The organism is Nitrospirota bacterium (assembly GCA_040757335.1).
Taxonomy (GTDB): Bacteria; Nitrospirota; Nitrospiria; order 2-01-FULL-66-17; family 2-01-FULL-66-17; genus JBFLXB01.
On sequence record JBFLXB010000003.1, the window covers coordinates 108,458 to 124,926 of the forward strand.

A 16,469-nucleotide genomic window follows, 5' to 3' on the forward strand; every position below is an offset into this window, starting at 1 on the left:
CGCACGCCCGTCCGCCCCTTCCGATTGAACGCTTGATCCCGAGCTGCCGGACGGGCTACAGCGGCAATTCCGTTCTGGTCAGATCTAATGTGAGGGCCGGTGTGGGCGACCCCATGACGGTCCGAAGGTTGCGCCACTCGGCGGCGAGCATCCCGCGGTCCCACGGGACGCGCTGGGTGGTGAGATCCGCGTAGCGAAACAGGTCGAGCCGCGTGCCGTCGGTGACGATTTTCACGGCCCCGTCGAGGTCGGTGCGGAACACCGCGGCGTTGAGACGGTTGTAGGCCCTGAGCGTTTGCGGAGCGGGGTGGCCGTAGGTGTTGGTCGCCCCCACCGAGATCACGGCGACCTTGGGCGCGACGGCGCGCAAGAACGTGGGGTCCAACGACCCGCGGCTGCCGTGGTGCGGCACCTTGAGGATCGTGCTCCGCAGCAGATTCCACTGCGGATTGGCGGCGACCATCAGGCGCTCGCCCGCTGCCTCGATGTCGCCCGTCAACAGGATCGAGGCCCGGCCGTACTCCACCCGCAGCACGATCGACCGGTCGTTCTCGGAGGCGTCTTTTGGCAGGGGGCTGAACGGGGACTCGGCCCAGGGATTGACCCGCCAGACGCGCACGGCATCGATCCACAGCGGCTGCTGCTTGGGAATGATCGAGGTTGGAATCCCCCGTTGCGTGAGCAGGTCCTCGAACTCGCGCGCCGTCCACCGGTCGGGCCGGCGGCCGTTGGTCCAGACCTCGCCGATCGGAAAACGATCGGCCACGAAGAGCAGACCCCCGATGTGGTCGAGCTGCGGGTGCGAGGCGACGAGATAATCGATCCGGTCGACCCCTTGGTTCCACAACATGGGAGCCACGACCAGGCGGCCGGCGTCGAGGTCAAAGAACCGCTTGCCCCCGTCCACCACCATGACGCGCCCGGATGGAAAGCGAATCACCGCGCCGTCGCCTTGGCCCACGTCGAGCCACGTGACCTCCAGCGCCGCCTTGGAGATCCAGCGCGGGGTCCCGACCAGCCAAGGCACGGCGAGGATCACCAGCGCGCCTCCGGCGAGACCGCGTTTCCAGGGTTTGACCCGCCGGTCCACCAGCGCGGCCAGCACGGCGTAGCAGACCGCAACCACCGCAATCGGAGGCGCGGCCACATGGGCGATCGCCATGGGCCACGACGCGAAGAAGTCCACCAGTCGGAGCAGGACGTCGAGCGCGGCCGCGTTCCAGTCGGCGAGGGGTAGGGTGGGTGACTGCGATGCAGCGGCGGCGACGCCGGACGCGAGTCCCAGCGGGACGACCAGGATGCCGGCCAGCGGGATCGCGATCGGGTTGGACACCACCCCCACCCAATTGACCTGGTTGAAGTGATAGGCAACCAGCGGCGCGGTGCCGACGCCCGCGGCCACCGACGTGATCAGGAGCGCGGCAGTGTAGGACCGCAGGCGTTGGGTCCATCCCAGCGCGCCGGGGTCAGCTTGTTGGGGCGCTTGAGCCGACCACCATTCCACGCCGAGCGCGATGCACCAAACCGACAGGAACGAGAGCTGAAACGACACGTCGGTCAGGGCGTGGGGATCCCACGCGAGGATCAGGATCGCGGCAAAGGCGAGCGCGTTGAACAGGTCGTCTTCCCGATGGATGATGACGGCTACGAGGTAGACCAGGATCATCACCAGCGCGCGAATCGTGGCCACCTGCCCGCCGGCCAACAGCGCGTAGAAGGTGACGGGGATCGCAGTGGCCACCGCAGCGATCTGCGAGGGCATGACCACCAGCGTCAGGCGTACCAGGAGGCGTTCCGGCAACCACAGCACGGCGCGGCGGACTACGAAGAACACCACCAGCGCGATCAGGCCGAGATGCGACCCGGAGATCGAGAGCAGATGCACGGTTCCCGAAGCCATGAACCGTTCGCGGAGCTCCGCCGTGAGGTAGCCTGTCTCGCCGGTGATCATGGCGAGAAAAAACGGCGCCGTGTCCGCGGGCAGCGATGCCAGCGCCGCGACGCGAATGCGCTCCCGCCACTCGTAGACGCGATCAAGAATCCGCGACGGTTGATGTCCGATGCGCGCGATGGCGCCCGGTTTGATCGTAGCGACCGCACCCACGCCCTGGCCCGCCAGCCAGTGTCCGTAATCGAAGAGACCCGGGTTGCGAAAGCCGCGGGGTGCCCGGAATTGCCCCTCAACCCGGATGCGATCCCCGTACCGAAGTTCCGCGAACGCTTCGGGAGGGCCCGACAGCCTGAGGCGCCCCCTGACCAGCGTGGATGAGGGGCGTTCGACCAGGCGCACGTCGGTCGCGGTCACCGAGGACCACTCGTTCATGTGGCGGACCGGGGCGTCGAGGACCGCTTCGAGGGTCACGCGTCCCGACAGCACCCGGGGGTCTGGGGAGGGCGGTGGGGTCGCCATCGTATACGCCATTGCGACGCCCAACACGATCCAGTGCGTGGGGCCGAACGCCAGCGCCCGCGGCAGGGTCCGGCGCATCACGATGGTCGACGCCACGATGATCAGGCCGATGGCCACTGCAGAGAGCGGAAAACGCGCGGCCAGCGTGCCCAACGCACTGCCGACCGCGAGCGCAAGTGCCAAGGGCACTAGCGGCCTGACGACCCGCGTATCAGCCGAGACTTGCACCGACGCGGGCGACTCGCGCGCGCCGGATGCCGGCGGCTCGTTCGTCAGCGGTCGTGGCAGATGAAGCAGAGATCCTGGGCGGGCGCGCGGAGAAACGGCGCGCTGCCGTTATCGTGGGGGTCGTGGCAGCTGTCGCATTGGACCCGTCCCTCCGAGGTGCGGACGACCTGAACGCCCGGACTCGCGTCGTCCGCCGACACCGCGGGGACGGCCAGCAAACGCGAGGTGGGACCCGTCGGCAGGACCAGATCGCCGTTGCGAAGGTCGGGAATCGACCAATACCGGTATTGGTTGACCGTGGGGCGCTCGGGGATGAACTTGCCGTTGGCGCGGCGAGGGTAGACCACGTTGTACGGGTGGTCGAACTTCTGCGCGTCCGGGTCGCCCATTTGGTGAACCTCCTGGCCCAACACGCCGTCGTGACACCCGAGGCACGCCGTCGAGGACCCGCCGGTGGCCAAGGAGACGGTGTAGGCCGGTGCCCCTCGTTGCCAGAGCGGGGGTGCGGGAGGGGGCTCCGCGTCGAGAGGCGCACTCAGCGCGGGTGGGACCGCGACCTCCGGAGCTTGCGCTTCGTCCGCTCGCGGCGAGGTCGCGCCCGGACCGACGCGCCCGGGTCCTTCCGCGTGGCAGCCGTAGCAGACGCGGCTTCCGATCGGGAACTCGGTCCGTGCAAAGAAGTTGTGCGGGCTGGACAGGACAGTTTCGTACGGCTCGAGCGCTGCAGCGCCCGTCGGGGCCAACGCGACCAGCGTCGCGAGGAGCAACCACCGGATCATTGGTCCACCGTCGAACCGGCGCCCACACGACTTCTCAGCGCCTCGGCCAACTCTTCGGCGACGCGAGAAATCACGTGGAAGTCCTCGCCCTCCACCATCACCCGCAGCAGCGGTTCGGTTCCGGAATACCGGACGAAGATTCTCCCCTGGGGGCCCAATCGACGCTCCAAGTCGGACACGATTTGGGTGTAACCCTGAATGTCGGCGAGTTCGCGGCGCTCGGCCACGCGGACGTTGACCAGCACCTGGGGAAAGACCGTCATGCACGCGCTGAGTTCGGACAACCGTTTCCCGGTGCGCTCCATCGTGGCGAGGACTTGGAGCGCGGTAATGAGTCCGTCGCCGGTGGTGTTGAAATCCAGGAAGATGACGTGTCCAGACTGTTCGCCGCCGAACACGCACCCGTCTTTGAGCATCCGCTCGAGCACGTACCGATCGCCGACCGCGGTGCGCACGAGCGAGATGCCCGCGTGGCGCAACGCCAGTTCCAACCCGAGGTTGCTCATGACCGTGGCGACGACGGTGTGTCCCGCCAGTCGCCCCGCACGCTCCATCTCGAGCGCGCACAACGCCAGGATTTGGTCGCCGTGCACGACTTTGCCCTGCTCGTCGCAGAACACCACGCGGTCCGCGTCGCCGTCGTGGGCGATGCCGATGTCCGCGCGGTGCGCCGCCACCGCTTTCTGCAGGGCTTCGGGGTACAGGGCTCCGCAGTGCTGATTGATGTTGGTGCCGTTGGGCCGGTCTCCGATCGTGATCACCTCGGCACCCAACTCGCGCAGCACCGTCGGCGCGACCTTGTACGCGGCGCCGTTCGCGGTGTCCACGACGATCTTCATGCCGTCGAACTGCATGCCCTTCGGCAACGTGTTCTTGACGAATTCGATGTAGCGGCCGTCGGCGTCGTCCACGCGGAACGCCTTGCCGATCTCCCGCGCGGTGGGACGTTCGTGGTCGATCGCCCCGGAGAAGATCAACTCTTCGATTTCTTGTTCCACCCCATCGGGCAGCTTGAAGCCGTCGTGTGAAAAGAACTTGATGCCGTTGTCTTCGAACGGGTTGTGCGAGGCGGAAATTACGACGCCGGCGTCGGCGCGGAGGCTCTTGGTCAGAAAGGCGATGGCCGGGGTGGGCATCGGCCCCACCAGCAGGACGTCGACGCCCATCGAGCAGATGCCGGCCGTCAGGGCGCTCTCCAGCATATAGCCGGATAGGCGGGTGTCCTTTCCGATCACGAAGCGGTGGTGTCCGGTCCGGTGCTTCTTGAAGAGATAGGCCGCCGCTCGCCCCAGCTTCATGGCGGTTTCGGCGGTGACCGGCTCGACGTTGGCGGTGCCGCGAACGCCGTCGGTTCCGAAGAGTCTGCGCTCGACGCTCAGTCTCGACACGATGTCGGTCATCTTAGCAGGCAGGTGCCACCTTTTCAACCAACGCGCTGCGCGGTGCGAAGCGGGTCAGGGCGTCTCGCAGCATCCGGTCCCCAGCAGCCCCACCCCGGCCAGCGTCAGCCCCACTCCGAGCCATTCCCTCCCGGCGAGGCGCTCCTGGAGGCGATGTCGCGCGATCAGGATCGTAACCAAGGGATAGGCCGAGGCGATCGGGGCCGCCACCGCGGCCGGAGCGTCGCGAAGGGCGACGCCGTACGCGAAAAATGCCGTCAGGTCGAGCAACGCGGCCGCGACCACCACGCCCCAGAGTCCGTTGCGAGGCTCTGCGCGAGGTGCTGCGACGCTGGCGGACGAGGCCGGTTCGCGAGGCGTGCCGCTGGATCGGGATCGCCCGATCAGCCACCAGGTGCTGATGATCGCCAAAACCTCGAGACGCAGGGTGGCGACGGGAACGAACGCTCCCGCGCTCCGCACCGCGGGCAACAGCAATGCCGTCCCGGATCCCCACGCCAGCAGGGTGACCACCCCCGCGCGGATCCCCTGCCGACGTCCTATCGGGGCCAGGGCGCCGATCGCGCCGGGGTCGGCTGAGAGGACGCAGATTCCGATCAAGGTCAGGCCGATGCCCCCGAGCCGGGCTCCGGACGCGGCTTCGCCGAAAAAACCGATCCCGGCCAGCACCGGCACGGCCGCGCCCGCGCTGCTGATGGGGCTGACCAGCGAAATCGCGCCGACGCGAAGACCGTAGAAGAACGCCAGATACCCGACCACGAAGCAGCCAGCGGCGGGCGTGATCCACACGAGATCGCGCGTGTCGGGGAGGGGCGCACGGAGGATGGCCCACAACGACAACAGGACGGGCACACCGACCAGTTGGATGCGGAGCAGCGCACCAATTTCCCCCACCCGGCGCGTGACGCGCGCGGCGAGATAGTCCGCCACGCCCCATGCGAGACAGGTGACGACCGCACAGGCGATTCCGAGCGCCGGGGCGGTCACGGCGGGAATCGTCTGGCGATTATCGTCGGATCCCGCACGCCCGCGCGACGCCGTCTCGGTATGCGAGCCACAGATCGAGCGAACGCTCCATGGCGTGTACGACGCGCTCCTGGGCTTCAGGAGCGGTTGCGTAGTCCATCACCATCTTCCAGGCGTCCCGGCGGTGGAGCCCTTCGACGGCTCCGTGCGCGCGGGCCAGCTCCAAGTACCGCGGAGCCACGTGATGGTACTTCACCAGCGGGTGTTCGGCGATCTTTCGCTCGATATCGGGTTCCTCCCGGACCGTGCCGTTCAACACCGCACGCTCGTGGACGCTCCCCTCGACAAAGATCGTGGCGACCGCCGCGCCCTCGATCCACGAGGCCGTGGTGGTGACTTGGTCAAGCCATCGCCGATAGGCCGCGCTTTCGGGCAGCAATTCAACGGTGTCGAAGTCCTGGGGGGAAAACCCGAGGCCTTCCATCAGATACAGGAAGAGGTCGGGGTGGGCGCGCCCGCGGGTCAGCCCGCCGGTTTCTTCCTCGTACAGGTTCTCGGCGAGCGCCCGCCGAACCGGAGTGGGCGGGTTCTTGCCGTGCACGCGGGCCAGAAAAACGGGGAAATCGCGGACGTAGACCGCGTACTCCTGTTGGAAGTGGGTCTTGAGTTGATCGACGGTGACCGCGCCGGTCGCGAACGCGTTCCACGCCCAGTGGTCCTTGTGATCCATCACGTTCAACAACCGCTCTCGAAACGCATCGTGCGTCGTCATACCGGTCCTCCGTGCCCTTCGATGTGCGGACGTCATTGTAACACAGCGCTGTGAGAAGCCGTGCGCGCCGACCATCACGATGTCCAGTCGGTCGCCTGGAAATGACCGGCGCGGGATCTGTGTTGACAAACGTTTTCCGCGCGGCATACAATTCGCCATGAAAATCGGTATCTTGCTGACCACCGGCAGCGATCATGAGAACGGATACCTCGTGGGGAAATTGTCGGAGGCGTGGCTGAAACAGGGCCACGAAGTCGACCTGTTTCTGATGGGGGAGGGCGTGTATCACGCGCAGGCCATCGCGTCTCCCAAGCGACCCTACGCGGCGATGCCGGCGTTGCTGGCCCTGGGTGCCAAGGTTGCCGTGTGTGGCGTGACCGCGGAGGCGCGGGGCGTGTCCGAAACCGACCTATATCCCGGGATTGAAATCGCAAGTCAGTACGAGCTGTCCCGCATCGTGGACCGAGCCGATCGGTTCCTCACCTTCGGCGACTGATCGACGGTGAAAGGCGTGGTGGTGGCCGTCCGGAGCAGCCCCCTGACCACGGGGCGGGTTCATGAAGCGCTGCGGATGGCACTCGGAATGACGCTCTCGAATCACCGCGTCACGGTGGTATACACGGGCGACGGTGCGTCTGCCGCGCTGACGCTGAACGGCGAAATCCTGCATCGCCCGGGGCTCGCCGAGTCGCTGGAGCTGCTGGACGCGTGCCAGATTCGAGAGGTGGTCGAGCGGGAGGCGTTGGCGCCCGGCAACCGATCCGCCCTGCGAAAACGCGTGGAACTTTTGGATCGCGACGCCGTAGTCGGGCTGCTCGCGGCGTCGGATGTGGTGATTGCATGGTAGCCGGCCGTGCGCTCCATATCGTCCGACGGCGAGCGGACGGTCTGGCCATGTCCGTGATCGCCGCCCAGAGCGGCGTGCGACCGGTTGAGGTGGTATTGGTCCAGGACGGGGTCTTCGCCGACATTCCCCCGCCACTCGCGGTCTGCGTCAATGACGAGGACGTGGTCGCGCGCGGTATCGACACGCGGTATCGGCGGGTGGGATACGACGAGATCGCAGAAATGGTCTGTGACGCCGTCTGCGTCACGGTGTGGTGACGCGGGACGAACCGCAGAGAAAGGGTGGAGCACACGACGATGGGTGCAGCGTACACGATCGATCACGTGTTGGACTGCAAAGGACTGAACTGTCCGTTGCCGGTGATCAAGACCAAAAAAGCCATTGAAAAGATGACGGTCGGCCAAATTCTGCAGATGGTGGCGACCGATCCGGGGTCCAAACCTGATATGGCGGCGTGGTCAAAGAGCACGGGTCACGAATTGCTCGAAACACGGGAAGAAGCGGGTTTGTACACGTTCTTCATCCGGAAGACGAAGTAACGACCGTGCGGCCGCGATCAATCATGAGGTGAGCGATGGGGACGACGTCACAAGATCTCGATCAATTGGTGGCGGCCAAAGTCAAGGAGCTGGCCGAACACCGACTTGAAGAACTTGTCCGCGAACAGGTCAAAGTTGCGCTCGACGCGGAAGCCCGTAAGGCATCTCGGCCCAAGCGGATCGCCATCGTCTCCTCCAAAGGGACACTCGACGCCGCCTACCCGCCGCTGATTCTGGCCACCACGGCGGCCGCACTGGACATGGAGGCGGGGGTCTTTTTCACCTTTTTCGGGCTCCACATCCTGAAAAAGGAAGGCATCGAGAAGCTCAAATTCGTTCCGCTGGCCAACCCGGCGATGCCCATGCCGATGCCCAACCTGGTGGGGGCGCTTCCGGGTATGACCGGGCTCGCCACGTTCATGATGAAACAGACCATCAAACACAAGCACATCGCGTCGATCCCCGAGCTCATGGATCTCGCCAAGGAGAGCGGAGTCAAGCTCTGGCCGTGTCAGATGACCATGGACATGATGGACATCAAGCGGGAGGATCTGATCGAAGGCCTCGAAGACCCGGTCGGGGCGGCGACGTTTTTGGAGTTCGCTTCACACAGCGACATCACGCTGTTTGTGTGACGACCAGTAACGACGCGACAAGGGCACCCGTAGGGGGTGCCCTTCGCGTATCGGAGATCCGCGTGGGCGCGGATGGCGACGGACAAGGAGGAGGACTGATGTCGGATATTTTGGTGGTATCGTCGAAGATCAAGAAGTTCGTTCGGGAGAAAGCCGGGTTCAATACCTCGGCGGAGACGCTGGAGGCGCTCAGTCAGCGGGTTGAGAAGATCTGTGCCGACGCGATCGAGCGCGCGCGGGCCGACGGACGCAAGACCGTCAAAGCGCGTGATATCGTCTGAGCGCCGGCGGAGCCAGAGGCTGTGGATGGTGCCGGCGGGGCGAAATACCGTTTGACACGTTTGGGCAGGCCCCGTATAATATGAGCCGGTTTCCGTATCTTCCAAGCGCTGATCCCCAGACATATTCGCGGTGGTAGGGACATCCAACCCCCAAGTACGATTTGAACACCAACGGGCTTCGCAGTAGGACACACTAACCGAACGGACCACACTGTCCAACGCACGGGGATAAGCGCATTTGCGCGACACTGGCGAACGGTGGGATCGCGCGCGTGGGGCGTGATCTCAAGCCGGTAGGAGGACCCATGAATCTGAGCGAACTTAAAGAGAAGACGATCGCGGACCTGAACGAAGTTGCCAGGGACCTGAAAATCGAAGGGGCCAGCAACCTGCGAAAGCAGGAACTGATCTTTGCGATCCTACAGGCGCAGGCCGAGAAGAACGGGACGATCTACGGCGAGGGAGTTCTCGAGACGCTGCAAGACGGTTTTGGGTTCCTGCGTTCGCCGGACTACAACTACCTCCCCGGTCCGGACGACATCTACATTTCCCCGTCACAGATCCGTCGGTTCAATCTGCGGACCGGCGACGTGGTCTCCGGCCAAGTCCGCCCTCCGAAGGAAGGTGAGCGGTACTTTGCGATGCTCAAGGTTGAGACCATCAACTTTGAAGACCCAGAGGTCGCCCGCGACAAGATCCTCTTCGACAACCTTACGCCACTCTATCCCATGGAGAAGATCCGGCTCGAAGTGCCGGGAATGGATGACATCTCCACGCGCGTGATGGAGCTGATCGCGCCCATCGGCAAAGGGCAGCGTGGGCTGATCGTCGCGTCGCCGAGGACCGGGAAGACGGTATTGCTGCAGAATATCGCCAAGGCGATCATGAAGAATCACTCCGAGATCGTATTGATCGTCCTGCTGATCGACGAACGTCCGGAAGAAGTCACCGATTGGCAACGACAGGTCAAGGCCGAGGTCGTCAGTTCGACCTTCGACGAACCGCCGCAGCGACACGCTCAAGTTGCGGAGATGGTGCTCGAAAAAGCCAAGCGCCTGGTCGAGCACCGTCGTGACGTCGTGATCTTGCTCGACAGCATCACCCGCTTGGCGCGCGCGTACAACACGATCGCGCCTCCGAGCGGAAAGGTCCTGTCGGGTGGACTGGACGCCAACGCGCTCCAGCGGCCCAAGCGGTTCTTTGGCGCGGCGCGCAATATCGAGAACGGCGGGAGTCTGACCATTATGGCCACGGCCCTCATCGATACCGGGAGCCGGATGGACGACGTGATTTTCGAAGAGTTCAAGGGAACGGGCAACATGGAACTCCACCTTGACCGGAAACTCGCGGACAAGCGAATTTTCCCGGCAATCGACATCAACCTGTCGGGCACGCGGAAAGAAGAGCTCTTGGTCGAGCGGGACGATCTCAACAAGATGTGGATTCTTCGGAAAGTCCTGAGCCCCTTGAGCACGGTGGAGAGTATGGAATTCCTGCTCGACAAGATGCGAGCGACCAAAACCAACCGGGAGTTTCTGGAGTCCATGAACAAATAGGCGGGGTCCGGTCCCGACGCGACCACGCCTTGACTTTCTTGCTCGCTTCCTTTCTAATCGTCCCGCATATCGTTCAGTCAGGCAGTTGGGAGTAGGACCGCACGGTATTCCTTTCTCGATTCGAACGCCGAAGGCTCCTGCGTCTCGGCTCGTACAGCGTCCCGGATGGCGGCTCCATCGAATGGGCTCACAATGGTGAGACCGCAGAACCAATCACAGGTAGTGGTCATCGGCGCCGGGGTATCGGGTCTCGCCGCGGCATACGGTTTGGCCCGCGCGGGATGCGACGTCACCGTCCTCGAAGGAGCGGACCGCGTGGGCGGCTGCGTGTGGAGCGAGCGCACGCCCGAAGGGTATCTCCTCGAACACGGGCCCAACAGCCTTCTCAATCTCAACCCAGAAGTCGACCAGTTATGTCGTGAGCTTGGTCTCGACGGCGTCCGGGTGTTTCAACACCAGGAGTCCCGTCGGCGGTTCCTGGTCAAACAGCGGTCGCTGGTTCCGGTTCCGTCCCGATTGGCCGACCTTCCCGGCTCGCCCTTGTGGGGCGCGTGGGCCAAGGTTCGGGCGCTGGCCGAACCCTTGATTCGCGTTCGCGAAACGACGGCCGCCGACGAGAGCGTCGCCGCGTTCGTCCGCCGGCGTTTTGGGGCCGACATGGTCGACTACGGCGTCGAGCCGTTTGTCGCGGGGATCTTCGCCGGTAACCCGGAAGAACTCTCCATGACCAGCAGCTTCCCCCGGGTCGTCGCGCTGGAGCGAACCTACGGCAGCGTGGTGTGGGGCGTGCTCCGGACCCGGGTGAAACACGGGAGGCGGCGTGGTCCTCTGCGGGTCTTCTCGTTCCGTGAGGGCGTCGGTCAGCTTCCCCGTGCGTTGGCCGACGCGCTTGGTGGGCGGGTCGTGACCCGCGCACGAGTGATGAGCCTGCATCGTGAAGTCCGAGACGGGATCCCTCGGTTTTCGGTGGAGTCCGTCGTTGAGGGTCACGCGCGTCGCATCTATGCCGACCAATTGGTGCTAGCCACTCCGGCTGACGCGGCGGCGAAACTGGTGGCCGATCTTTCTCCGCTGTTGGCGGATCAATTGGAACAGATCCCTTACGCGCCGGTGGGGCTCGTTCATCTTGGGTTGCCCCGGGACGCGTGCCCGCGGCTCCCTCAGGGGGCGGGATGCCTGGTGCCGAAGCGGGAAGGACTGCCGATCCTCGGGTCGCTGTGGAGTTCGAACGTCTATCCGGACCGTGCGCCCACGGGCCGCGTGTTGCTGACCAACTACGTGGGCGGCATGAGAGATCCCGACATCCTCAAGTGGAGCGATGACGAGTTGACGCGTCTGGTCGTCACAACGCTGCGCGACCTCGTGGGGCTCACGCAGGAGCCGGAGTTGGTCCGAGTCGTCCGTCATCCCAGGGCGATTCCGCAATATTTGATCGGTCATCCCTCGCGCATCGTCGCCATCGAGCGGCTGTTGGCTCCCCTCGATGGCGTCTATTTGACGGGCAACTACCTCCGGGGTGTGTCGGTTCGAGACTGCCTGACCCACGGTCTTCAACTGGCCCAGACCATCGTCGACCGTGTCGGACGGACGGGATCAACCCGTGGGGTCGAAGCACTGGGTCGCGACTCGGTGGTCAACGTGGCGCGCTAAACCCGCGACCTGTGATCTTCCCTTGACAGACCGTTTGAGTTGGGCGTATAGTACGCGGCGTTTTTTAGGACCGGGTGGGTACCGTTAAAAGGGAGTTGGTAGTTCCCGCCGTGTTGTGGCGTGTCCGTTCGGACGATCTCGCGTCGGTCGGATTCCCTGCGAAGCCGTTGAATAGCGCGAACGCGCAATCGTCTAAAGAGTGAGTGCGGACCATAAGAGATCCACGGCAAGCGGGGGGTTGCGTGGGATGGAAGCGGGTTGCGAACGGATGGTCGTGTTCTATAACGGGAGGAGTGCGATGAAACTCAGCAGTGCGTTGGTGGGTGCGGTGGTTGGGGTGGGGTTGGCGTTCGGGTCGGTCGCGAAGGCCGAGTATGCGGAAGCGCCGGTGGCCGACGGCGGAACGTTGACCGGTAAGGTCGTGTTCAAGGGTGCGGTGCCTGCGCCCAAGACCTTTGCGTTCGCAAAGTTTCCAAACCCTGGTTTTTGCGACAAGTTCGACTCGGACGGCAAGGGCAATCGCGTAGTCCAGCAGGTCAATGTCGGTAAGGACAACGCGCTCAAAGATGTCGTGGTCTACTTCGAGAAGATCGAGAAAGGCAAGCCGTTCAAGTTCGATGGAACCGACGTGAAGGCGGAGGGATGTAGATTTTTGGTCCAGGGCGGGCCCTCGACGCTGACCGGTGTGGTGATGAAGAAGAAAGAGATCCGCGTGTTGAACATGGACGCCGACCCCACCGACCCCAAGGCCGCGACTGGGGTGCTCCACAATCCCCACAGCTATGAGGTGGCTGGTGCGAGCCGCACAACGATCTTCAACCTGCCTTTGCCCGAGAAGGGGCAAACCGTCAAGAAGCCGGTGATCCTCCGTAAGAAAGAAAGCACCTTTTTCGTGGAGTGCGACCAGCACAACTACATGCAGGTGCACTTCCAACCGATCGAGAATCCGTACTACGCGATTGTCGGCGAGGACGGAACCTACAGCATCGGCGATATTCCGCCGGGCACCTATGAAGTCTATGCGTGGCATCCGGTGCTTGGGAAGCAGGAGGCTAACGTCACGATTCCGGCGAAAGGTCAAGCCAAGGCGGACTTCGCCTTCGCCGCCGCGAACTAACGCGTCGCTCCGCGAGCGATTGGACTCGTGGAGCACCACGAACCACTTGGTGTTTGTCGACATGGCGGGGATTTTCCCCGCCATGTCCGTTTAAGGGGTTGGAGAGGCGCAGTCGCAAGCCGGGGCTATCGTTGTCTCGCGACGCGGACCCGCGCGGTTGGAGGGAAGTTGGATGGACGAAAGCCCGCAGTCGCCTGAACGGGAGCCGATCAAGAAGGACGCCCTGTTTTACGGAATGGTCGCCGCGTTCATCGCGTTTGTGCTCATGGTGGTGTTTATGCTGTACGCGATGGTCCAGTCGCGGGCGGTCGGTCGCCTGGCTGCGCAGACGGCCTCGGCACCCCCGGAGGCTGTTCAAACCGAGCAGTGGGATTTCAGCCGTCTCCGGATCGCCACGCAAGAAGATGGATCCGCGATGGTGCTGGTGCCGGCCGGGCCGTTCCTGATGGGCAGCCCCCCGGTTGAGGGAGACCAGGACGAAATGCCGCAACGGGGCGTCTTCCTCAAGGCGTTTTGGATCGACCTGTACGAGGTCACCTTCAAGGACTACGCCAGGTTCGTTTCCGCCACCAGAGCGCCCCAACCCGTGATCCCGGTGCTGCAAGACGACCCCGCGAAGTTGATGGCGCCGGAGCAACCCGTGGTCGCGGTTTCGTGGCCCCAGGCCAACAGCTACTGTACGTGGCTAGGGAAGCGGCTACCGACCGAAGCCGAGTGGGAAAAAGCCGCGCGCGGCGAGCGGGGAGTCCAGTGGCCGTGGGGCCACCGGTTCGGCCCAGGCCTGGCGAACCATCAGGGCGAGGAGGACGGGTTTCGTTACACCGCTCCGCCCGGATCGTTTCCCAAGGGCCGGAGTCCCTATGGTCTGTATGACGCAGCGGGTAACGCGGCGGAGTGGGTCGCGGACTGGTACGGCGACAAGTATTACTTGGGCGCGCCCTTCGAATCGCCCGCCGGACCTGAAACCGGCAAGCACCGCGTCTATCGAGGGGGATCGTGGAACGATACGCCGTCCGATCTCCGAACCGCGAAACGGTTCACGGCAGCCCCCCATCAAACCAGCGCGGTGATCGGATTCCGGTGTGCGAAGGACGTCGAGGAGTGAGAACGGTCAGAGCAGGTCGAAGTAGTAGAGGATCATGAAGACGGCGATGACGAGGTTGATGACCATCCCCAGCAACACGATCCAATCGAAAATCGACCGCTTGCGCGCGGCGCGTTCGTCCTGGGCCTCGACCTCGCCTTGCATTTGACCGTCCATGCAGTCTCCCCTGGGCCGGGGTAGCATGCCAAAACAGGGGAGGCGAGTCAAGCGCGATGTTGCTTGACTTCGCACCGGCCTCTTTCTATAATGCCGCCGGGATTTCCCCCATGTACGAGTTCGGCATCGGTCATTACCTCTTCTATCCCCTCGGCATCTTTCTCTTCAGCGCGCTGTTTTTCGTGTGGGGGTATCGAGTCGGTCGCCGCAGGGAACGGGCGCGCGCAGCCGTCGTGACAACGGTGGGGCTCCGATGCGGTTGAGGTTCTATGTCGCCGCCATCGTGGTCATGGTCGTGGCCGCGTTTGCCGTGGATCAGCTCCTGGGTAAGCTCTACGTACGGTACATGATCTTGTTTTCGGGGGCAATCTTTTTATGGGGCATGCTGGTGGGCCAGCGCTCCGAGCAAGCGTGGCTGCGACGTCGAGCCGGGCGCGCGCCAAGGGCTCCCGCAGGGCTGCGACCGGTGTCGTCGAATCAGGAGGTCGGACGGTGAAACACCTGTTCTACGCGTTTTACGTCTCATTCTACGCGGGGGCGATGTTCGTCGCAGGTTTGTTTTTCGGACAGTTCATGGAGCGGCGCTGGGCGCTAAAGGAGCGCGAAGAAGCCGCCAAAGCGGAGCGCCAGGATGTCGACGAGGTGCTCGTCCTTGATCGCAAAGCTCCGGTCGCCTTGTCAAACCACTCCACTGTTTCGCACTAAGGGTTTGCTCCTTCCTTCGCGGCCGCGGCATCTCTGCGTCCGGCAGTCAGTCGTTCCCTCGGTTTCACTGCGATGAGTCGACTGTTCAAATGGCTGTACCTCGGATTGGTGTTGGTCATCGTCGCGATTCTACAAATCGGGATCTCACGGACCGGGCAGGTGCCGGGTTCTGACGACGGCGAAGCAGGCTACACCCCCTTGGCCGCCAAGATCAAAGCCGCCGAAGAAGGGATGAAAAACGCCGAAGCGCAGTTGGCGGCGGTGAAGATCGATCCGGAGTTCGATCGGATGGTCCTGATCCCGGGCGGGTCGTTCACGCTCGGTGATCGACGCGGCGGGGCGATCGAACAACCCGAACGCACCATCACTCTGCCCCCGTTTTTCATCGATGTCTACGAAACCACGTTTGCGCATTATCACGCGTTCGTCTCCGCCACCGGCCATCGTAAACCCCGATTAGCGGGGTATCTTGCGGTCGACAGCAGCGGGCTGCCGCTTCTCATGAATCCCTTCAATCCCGTGGTGGGCGTGTCGTGGGACGATGCGAGCGCGTATTGCCTGTGGAAGGGGAAACGCCTCCCCACCGAGGTCGAATGGGAGCGAGCGGCCAAAGGGCGAACGCAGCGAGAATGGCCGTGGGGCAACGAGGCCGTGCCGCGGAAGGCGAATCTGGTCGGTGAGGACGATGGGTTCAAATATACCTCGCCGGTAGGCACGTTTCGCAGCGATCAGAGCCCGGAGGGCGTGTTCGATCTGGCTGGAAACGCTATGGAATGGACAGCTGATTGGTTTGACGAGCGATACTACGCCATGATGTCGGGCACGAATCCGCTGGGCCCTCCAACGGGCACAGAACGGGTCATCCGCGGCGCGTCGTGGAACGACTCGCTGACCCGTGCCAAGACCCCCACTCGGTTTAAAATGCGTCCTGATTATCGCGATGTAACCATTGGATTTCGCTGTGCAAAGTCAGCGCCGCAGACCATGGTTCCAGAGGGGCTGGATCTCTGACTGAGGGGCAGCTTTTTTCGCTTGACACGGTATATCGCCTTCCCTATAATGCCGCTGTCCTTTTACGGACAGAGCCTGAGCCGACTCGCCCACGAGGAGTTCTGATGGAAAAAAAACAACAAACCCAGCAGGGTAGTGGCAGCCGTGCAGGTGCCATTATCTACATCGTCGTCTCCGTTATTTCGATCTGGTTTTTCTACTGGTTCGGCAACATCGCGGCAAGCAGTCACAGTTACGGTGGGCACTAGTCCAATCCCGTTTGGCGTGGAAAGGGTGCAAGAACGATGAAGATGGTGATCATGCTGGCAGTGG

General features: G+C 63.7%; 21 protein-coding genes. 15 read left to right on the forward strand and 6 right to left on the reverse strand.

What is annotated here, in order from left to right:
- Positions 1–55 precede the first annotated feature (55 nt).
- The 5 genes from AB1451_03285 to AB1451_03305 all read right to left on the reverse strand — a co-directional run bounded on the left by AB1451_03285 (position 56) and on the right by AB1451_03305 (position 6,555).
- Positions 56–2,593, reverse strand: coding sequence for a DNA internalization-related competence protein ComEC/Rec2 (locus tag AB1451_03285; protein ID MEW6681932.1), 2,538 nt, complete (start codon positions 2,591–2,593; stop codon positions 56–58).
- A gap of 89 nt (positions 2,594–2,682) precedes the next feature.
- Complete coding sequence (locus tag AB1451_03290) at positions 2,683–3,417, reverse strand: cytochrome c3 family protein (protein MEW6681933.1); 735 nt, start codon at positions 3,415–3,417, stop codon at positions 2,683–2,685.
- Complete coding sequence (glmM, locus tag AB1451_03295) at positions 3,414–4,796, reverse strand: phosphoglucosamine mutase (GenBank protein MEW6681934.1); 1,383 nt, start codon at positions 4,794–4,796, stop codon at positions 3,414–3,416. The genes AB1451_03290 and glmM overlap by 4 nt, the downstream gene beginning before the upstream one ends.
- A 75-nt stretch (positions 4,797–4,871) precedes the next feature.
- Positions 4,872–5,804 carry a DMT family transporter gene (locus AB1451_03300; GenBank protein MEW6681935.1) on the reverse strand — a complete coding sequence of 311 codons (933 nt, stop codon included), beginning with the start codon at positions 5,802–5,804 and terminating at the stop codon, positions 4,872–4,874.
- A 19-nt stretch (positions 5,805–5,823) separates the two neighbouring features.
- Positions 5,824–6,555 (reverse strand): iron-containing redox enzyme family protein, encoded by a 732-nt coding sequence (locus tag AB1451_03305; GenBank protein MEW6681936.1) that lies wholly within the window; start codon positions 6,553–6,555, stop codon positions 5,824–5,826.
- A 157-nt stretch (positions 6,556–6,712) separates the two neighbouring features.
- Here AB1451_03305 and AB1451_03310 point away from each other — a divergent pair, with 157 nt between their 5' ends.
- The 10 genes from AB1451_03310 (at position 6,713) to AB1451_03355 (ending at position 14,285) form a co-directional block, all read left to right on the forward strand.
- Positions 6,713–7,051, forward strand: a complete 339-nt coding sequence (locus AB1451_03310; protein MEW6681937.1) for a DsrE family protein — start codon at positions 6,713–6,715, stop codon at positions 7,049–7,051.
- Positions 7,052–7,057: 6 nt separating this feature from the next.
- Positions 7,058–7,402, forward strand: a complete 345-nt coding sequence (locus tag AB1451_03315; protein MEW6681938.1) for a DsrE family protein — start codon at positions 7,058–7,060, stop codon at positions 7,400–7,402.
- Positions 7,396–7,659 (forward strand): hypothetical protein, encoded by a 264-nt coding sequence (locus AB1451_03320; GenBank protein ID MEW6681939.1) that lies wholly within the window; start codon positions 7,396–7,398, stop codon positions 7,657–7,659. The genes AB1451_03315 and AB1451_03320 overlap by 7 nt, the downstream gene beginning before the upstream one ends.
- Before the next feature lie 39 nt (positions 7,660–7,698).
- Positions 7,699–7,941 (forward strand): sulfurtransferase TusA family protein, encoded by a 243-nt coding sequence (locus AB1451_03325; protein ID MEW6681940.1) that lies wholly within the window; start codon positions 7,699–7,701, stop codon positions 7,939–7,941.
- 35 nt (positions 7,942–7,976) lie between these two features.
- Entirely contained in the window at positions 7,977–8,576 is a 600-nt protein-coding gene (locus tag AB1451_03330) for a DsrE/DsrF/DrsH-like family protein (protein ID MEW6681941.1), read from the forward strand.
- A gap of 98 nt (positions 8,577–8,674) precedes the next feature.
- The gene (locus tag AB1451_03335) at positions 8,675–8,857 is read left to right on the forward strand and encodes a histone-like protein (GenBank protein ID MEW6681942.1); all 183 of its coding nucleotides are present in this window, start codon (positions 8,675–8,677) and stop codon (positions 8,855–8,857) included.
- A 305-nt stretch (positions 8,858–9,162) separates the two neighbouring features.
- Positions 9,163–10,413 (forward strand): transcription termination factor Rho, encoded by a 1,251-nt coding sequence (rho, locus tag AB1451_03340; protein ID MEW6681943.1) that lies wholly within the window; start codon positions 9,163–9,165, stop codon positions 10,411–10,413.
- Positions 10,414–10,479: 66 nt separating this feature from the next.
- Positions 10,480–12,063 (forward strand): protoporphyrinogen oxidase, encoded by a 1,584-nt coding sequence (hemG, locus tag AB1451_03345; protein MEW6681944.1) that lies wholly within the window; start codon positions 10,480–10,482, stop codon positions 12,061–12,063.
- Positions 12,064–12,361: 298 nt separating this feature from the next.
- Positions 12,362–13,180: a hypothetical protein gene (locus tag AB1451_03350; GenBank protein ID MEW6681945.1), complete on the forward strand. Its 819-nt coding sequence runs from the start codon at positions 12,362–12,364 to the stop codon at positions 13,178–13,180.
- 172 nt (positions 13,181–13,352) lie between these two features.
- The gene (locus AB1451_03355) at positions 13,353–14,285 is read left to right on the forward strand and encodes an SUMF1/EgtB/PvdO family nonheme iron enzyme (protein MEW6681946.1); all 933 of its coding nucleotides are present in this window, start codon (positions 13,353–13,355) and stop codon (positions 14,283–14,285) included.
- 6 nt (positions 14,286–14,291) lie between these two features.
- Here AB1451_03355 and AB1451_03360 read toward each other — a convergent pair whose 3' ends face one another.
- Positions 14,292–14,441, reverse strand: coding sequence for a hypothetical protein (locus AB1451_03360; protein MEW6681947.1), 150 nt, complete (start codon positions 14,439–14,441; stop codon positions 14,292–14,294).
- A 110-nt stretch (positions 14,442–14,551) separates the two neighbouring features.
- On the opposite strand from AB1451_03360, the gene AB1451_03365 reads away from it, so the two are divergent.
- The 5 genes from AB1451_03365 to AB1451_03385 all read left to right on the forward strand — a co-directional run bounded on the left by AB1451_03365 (position 14,552) and on the right by AB1451_03385 (position 16,405).
- Positions 14,552–14,704 carry a hypothetical protein gene (locus AB1451_03365; GenBank protein MEW6681948.1) on the forward strand — a complete coding sequence of 51 codons (153 nt, stop codon included), beginning with the start codon at positions 14,552–14,554 and terminating at the stop codon, positions 14,702–14,704.
- Entirely contained in the window at positions 14,695–14,937 is a 243-nt protein-coding gene (locus tag AB1451_03370) for a hypothetical protein (GenBank protein MEW6681949.1), read from the forward strand. Before AB1451_03365 ends, AB1451_03370 begins: the two co-directional genes overlap by 10 nt.
- Positions 14,934–15,146 (forward strand): hypothetical protein, encoded by a 213-nt coding sequence (locus tag AB1451_03375; GenBank protein MEW6681950.1) that lies wholly within the window; start codon positions 14,934–14,936, stop codon positions 15,144–15,146. The genes AB1451_03370 and AB1451_03375 overlap by 4 nt, the downstream gene beginning before the upstream one ends.
- A 72-nt stretch (positions 15,147–15,218) precedes the next feature.
- Positions 15,219–16,157 carry a formylglycine-generating enzyme family protein gene (locus AB1451_03380; GenBank protein MEW6681951.1) on the forward strand — a complete coding sequence of 313 codons (939 nt, stop codon included), beginning with the start codon at positions 15,219–15,221 and terminating at the stop codon, positions 16,155–16,157.
- Positions 16,158–16,261: 104 nt separating this feature from the next.
- Positions 16,262–16,405 carry a hypothetical protein gene (locus AB1451_03385; protein MEW6681952.1) on the forward strand — a complete coding sequence of 48 codons (144 nt, stop codon included), beginning with the start codon at positions 16,262–16,264 and terminating at the stop codon, positions 16,403–16,405.
- Positions 16,406–16,469 lie beyond the last annotated feature (64 nt).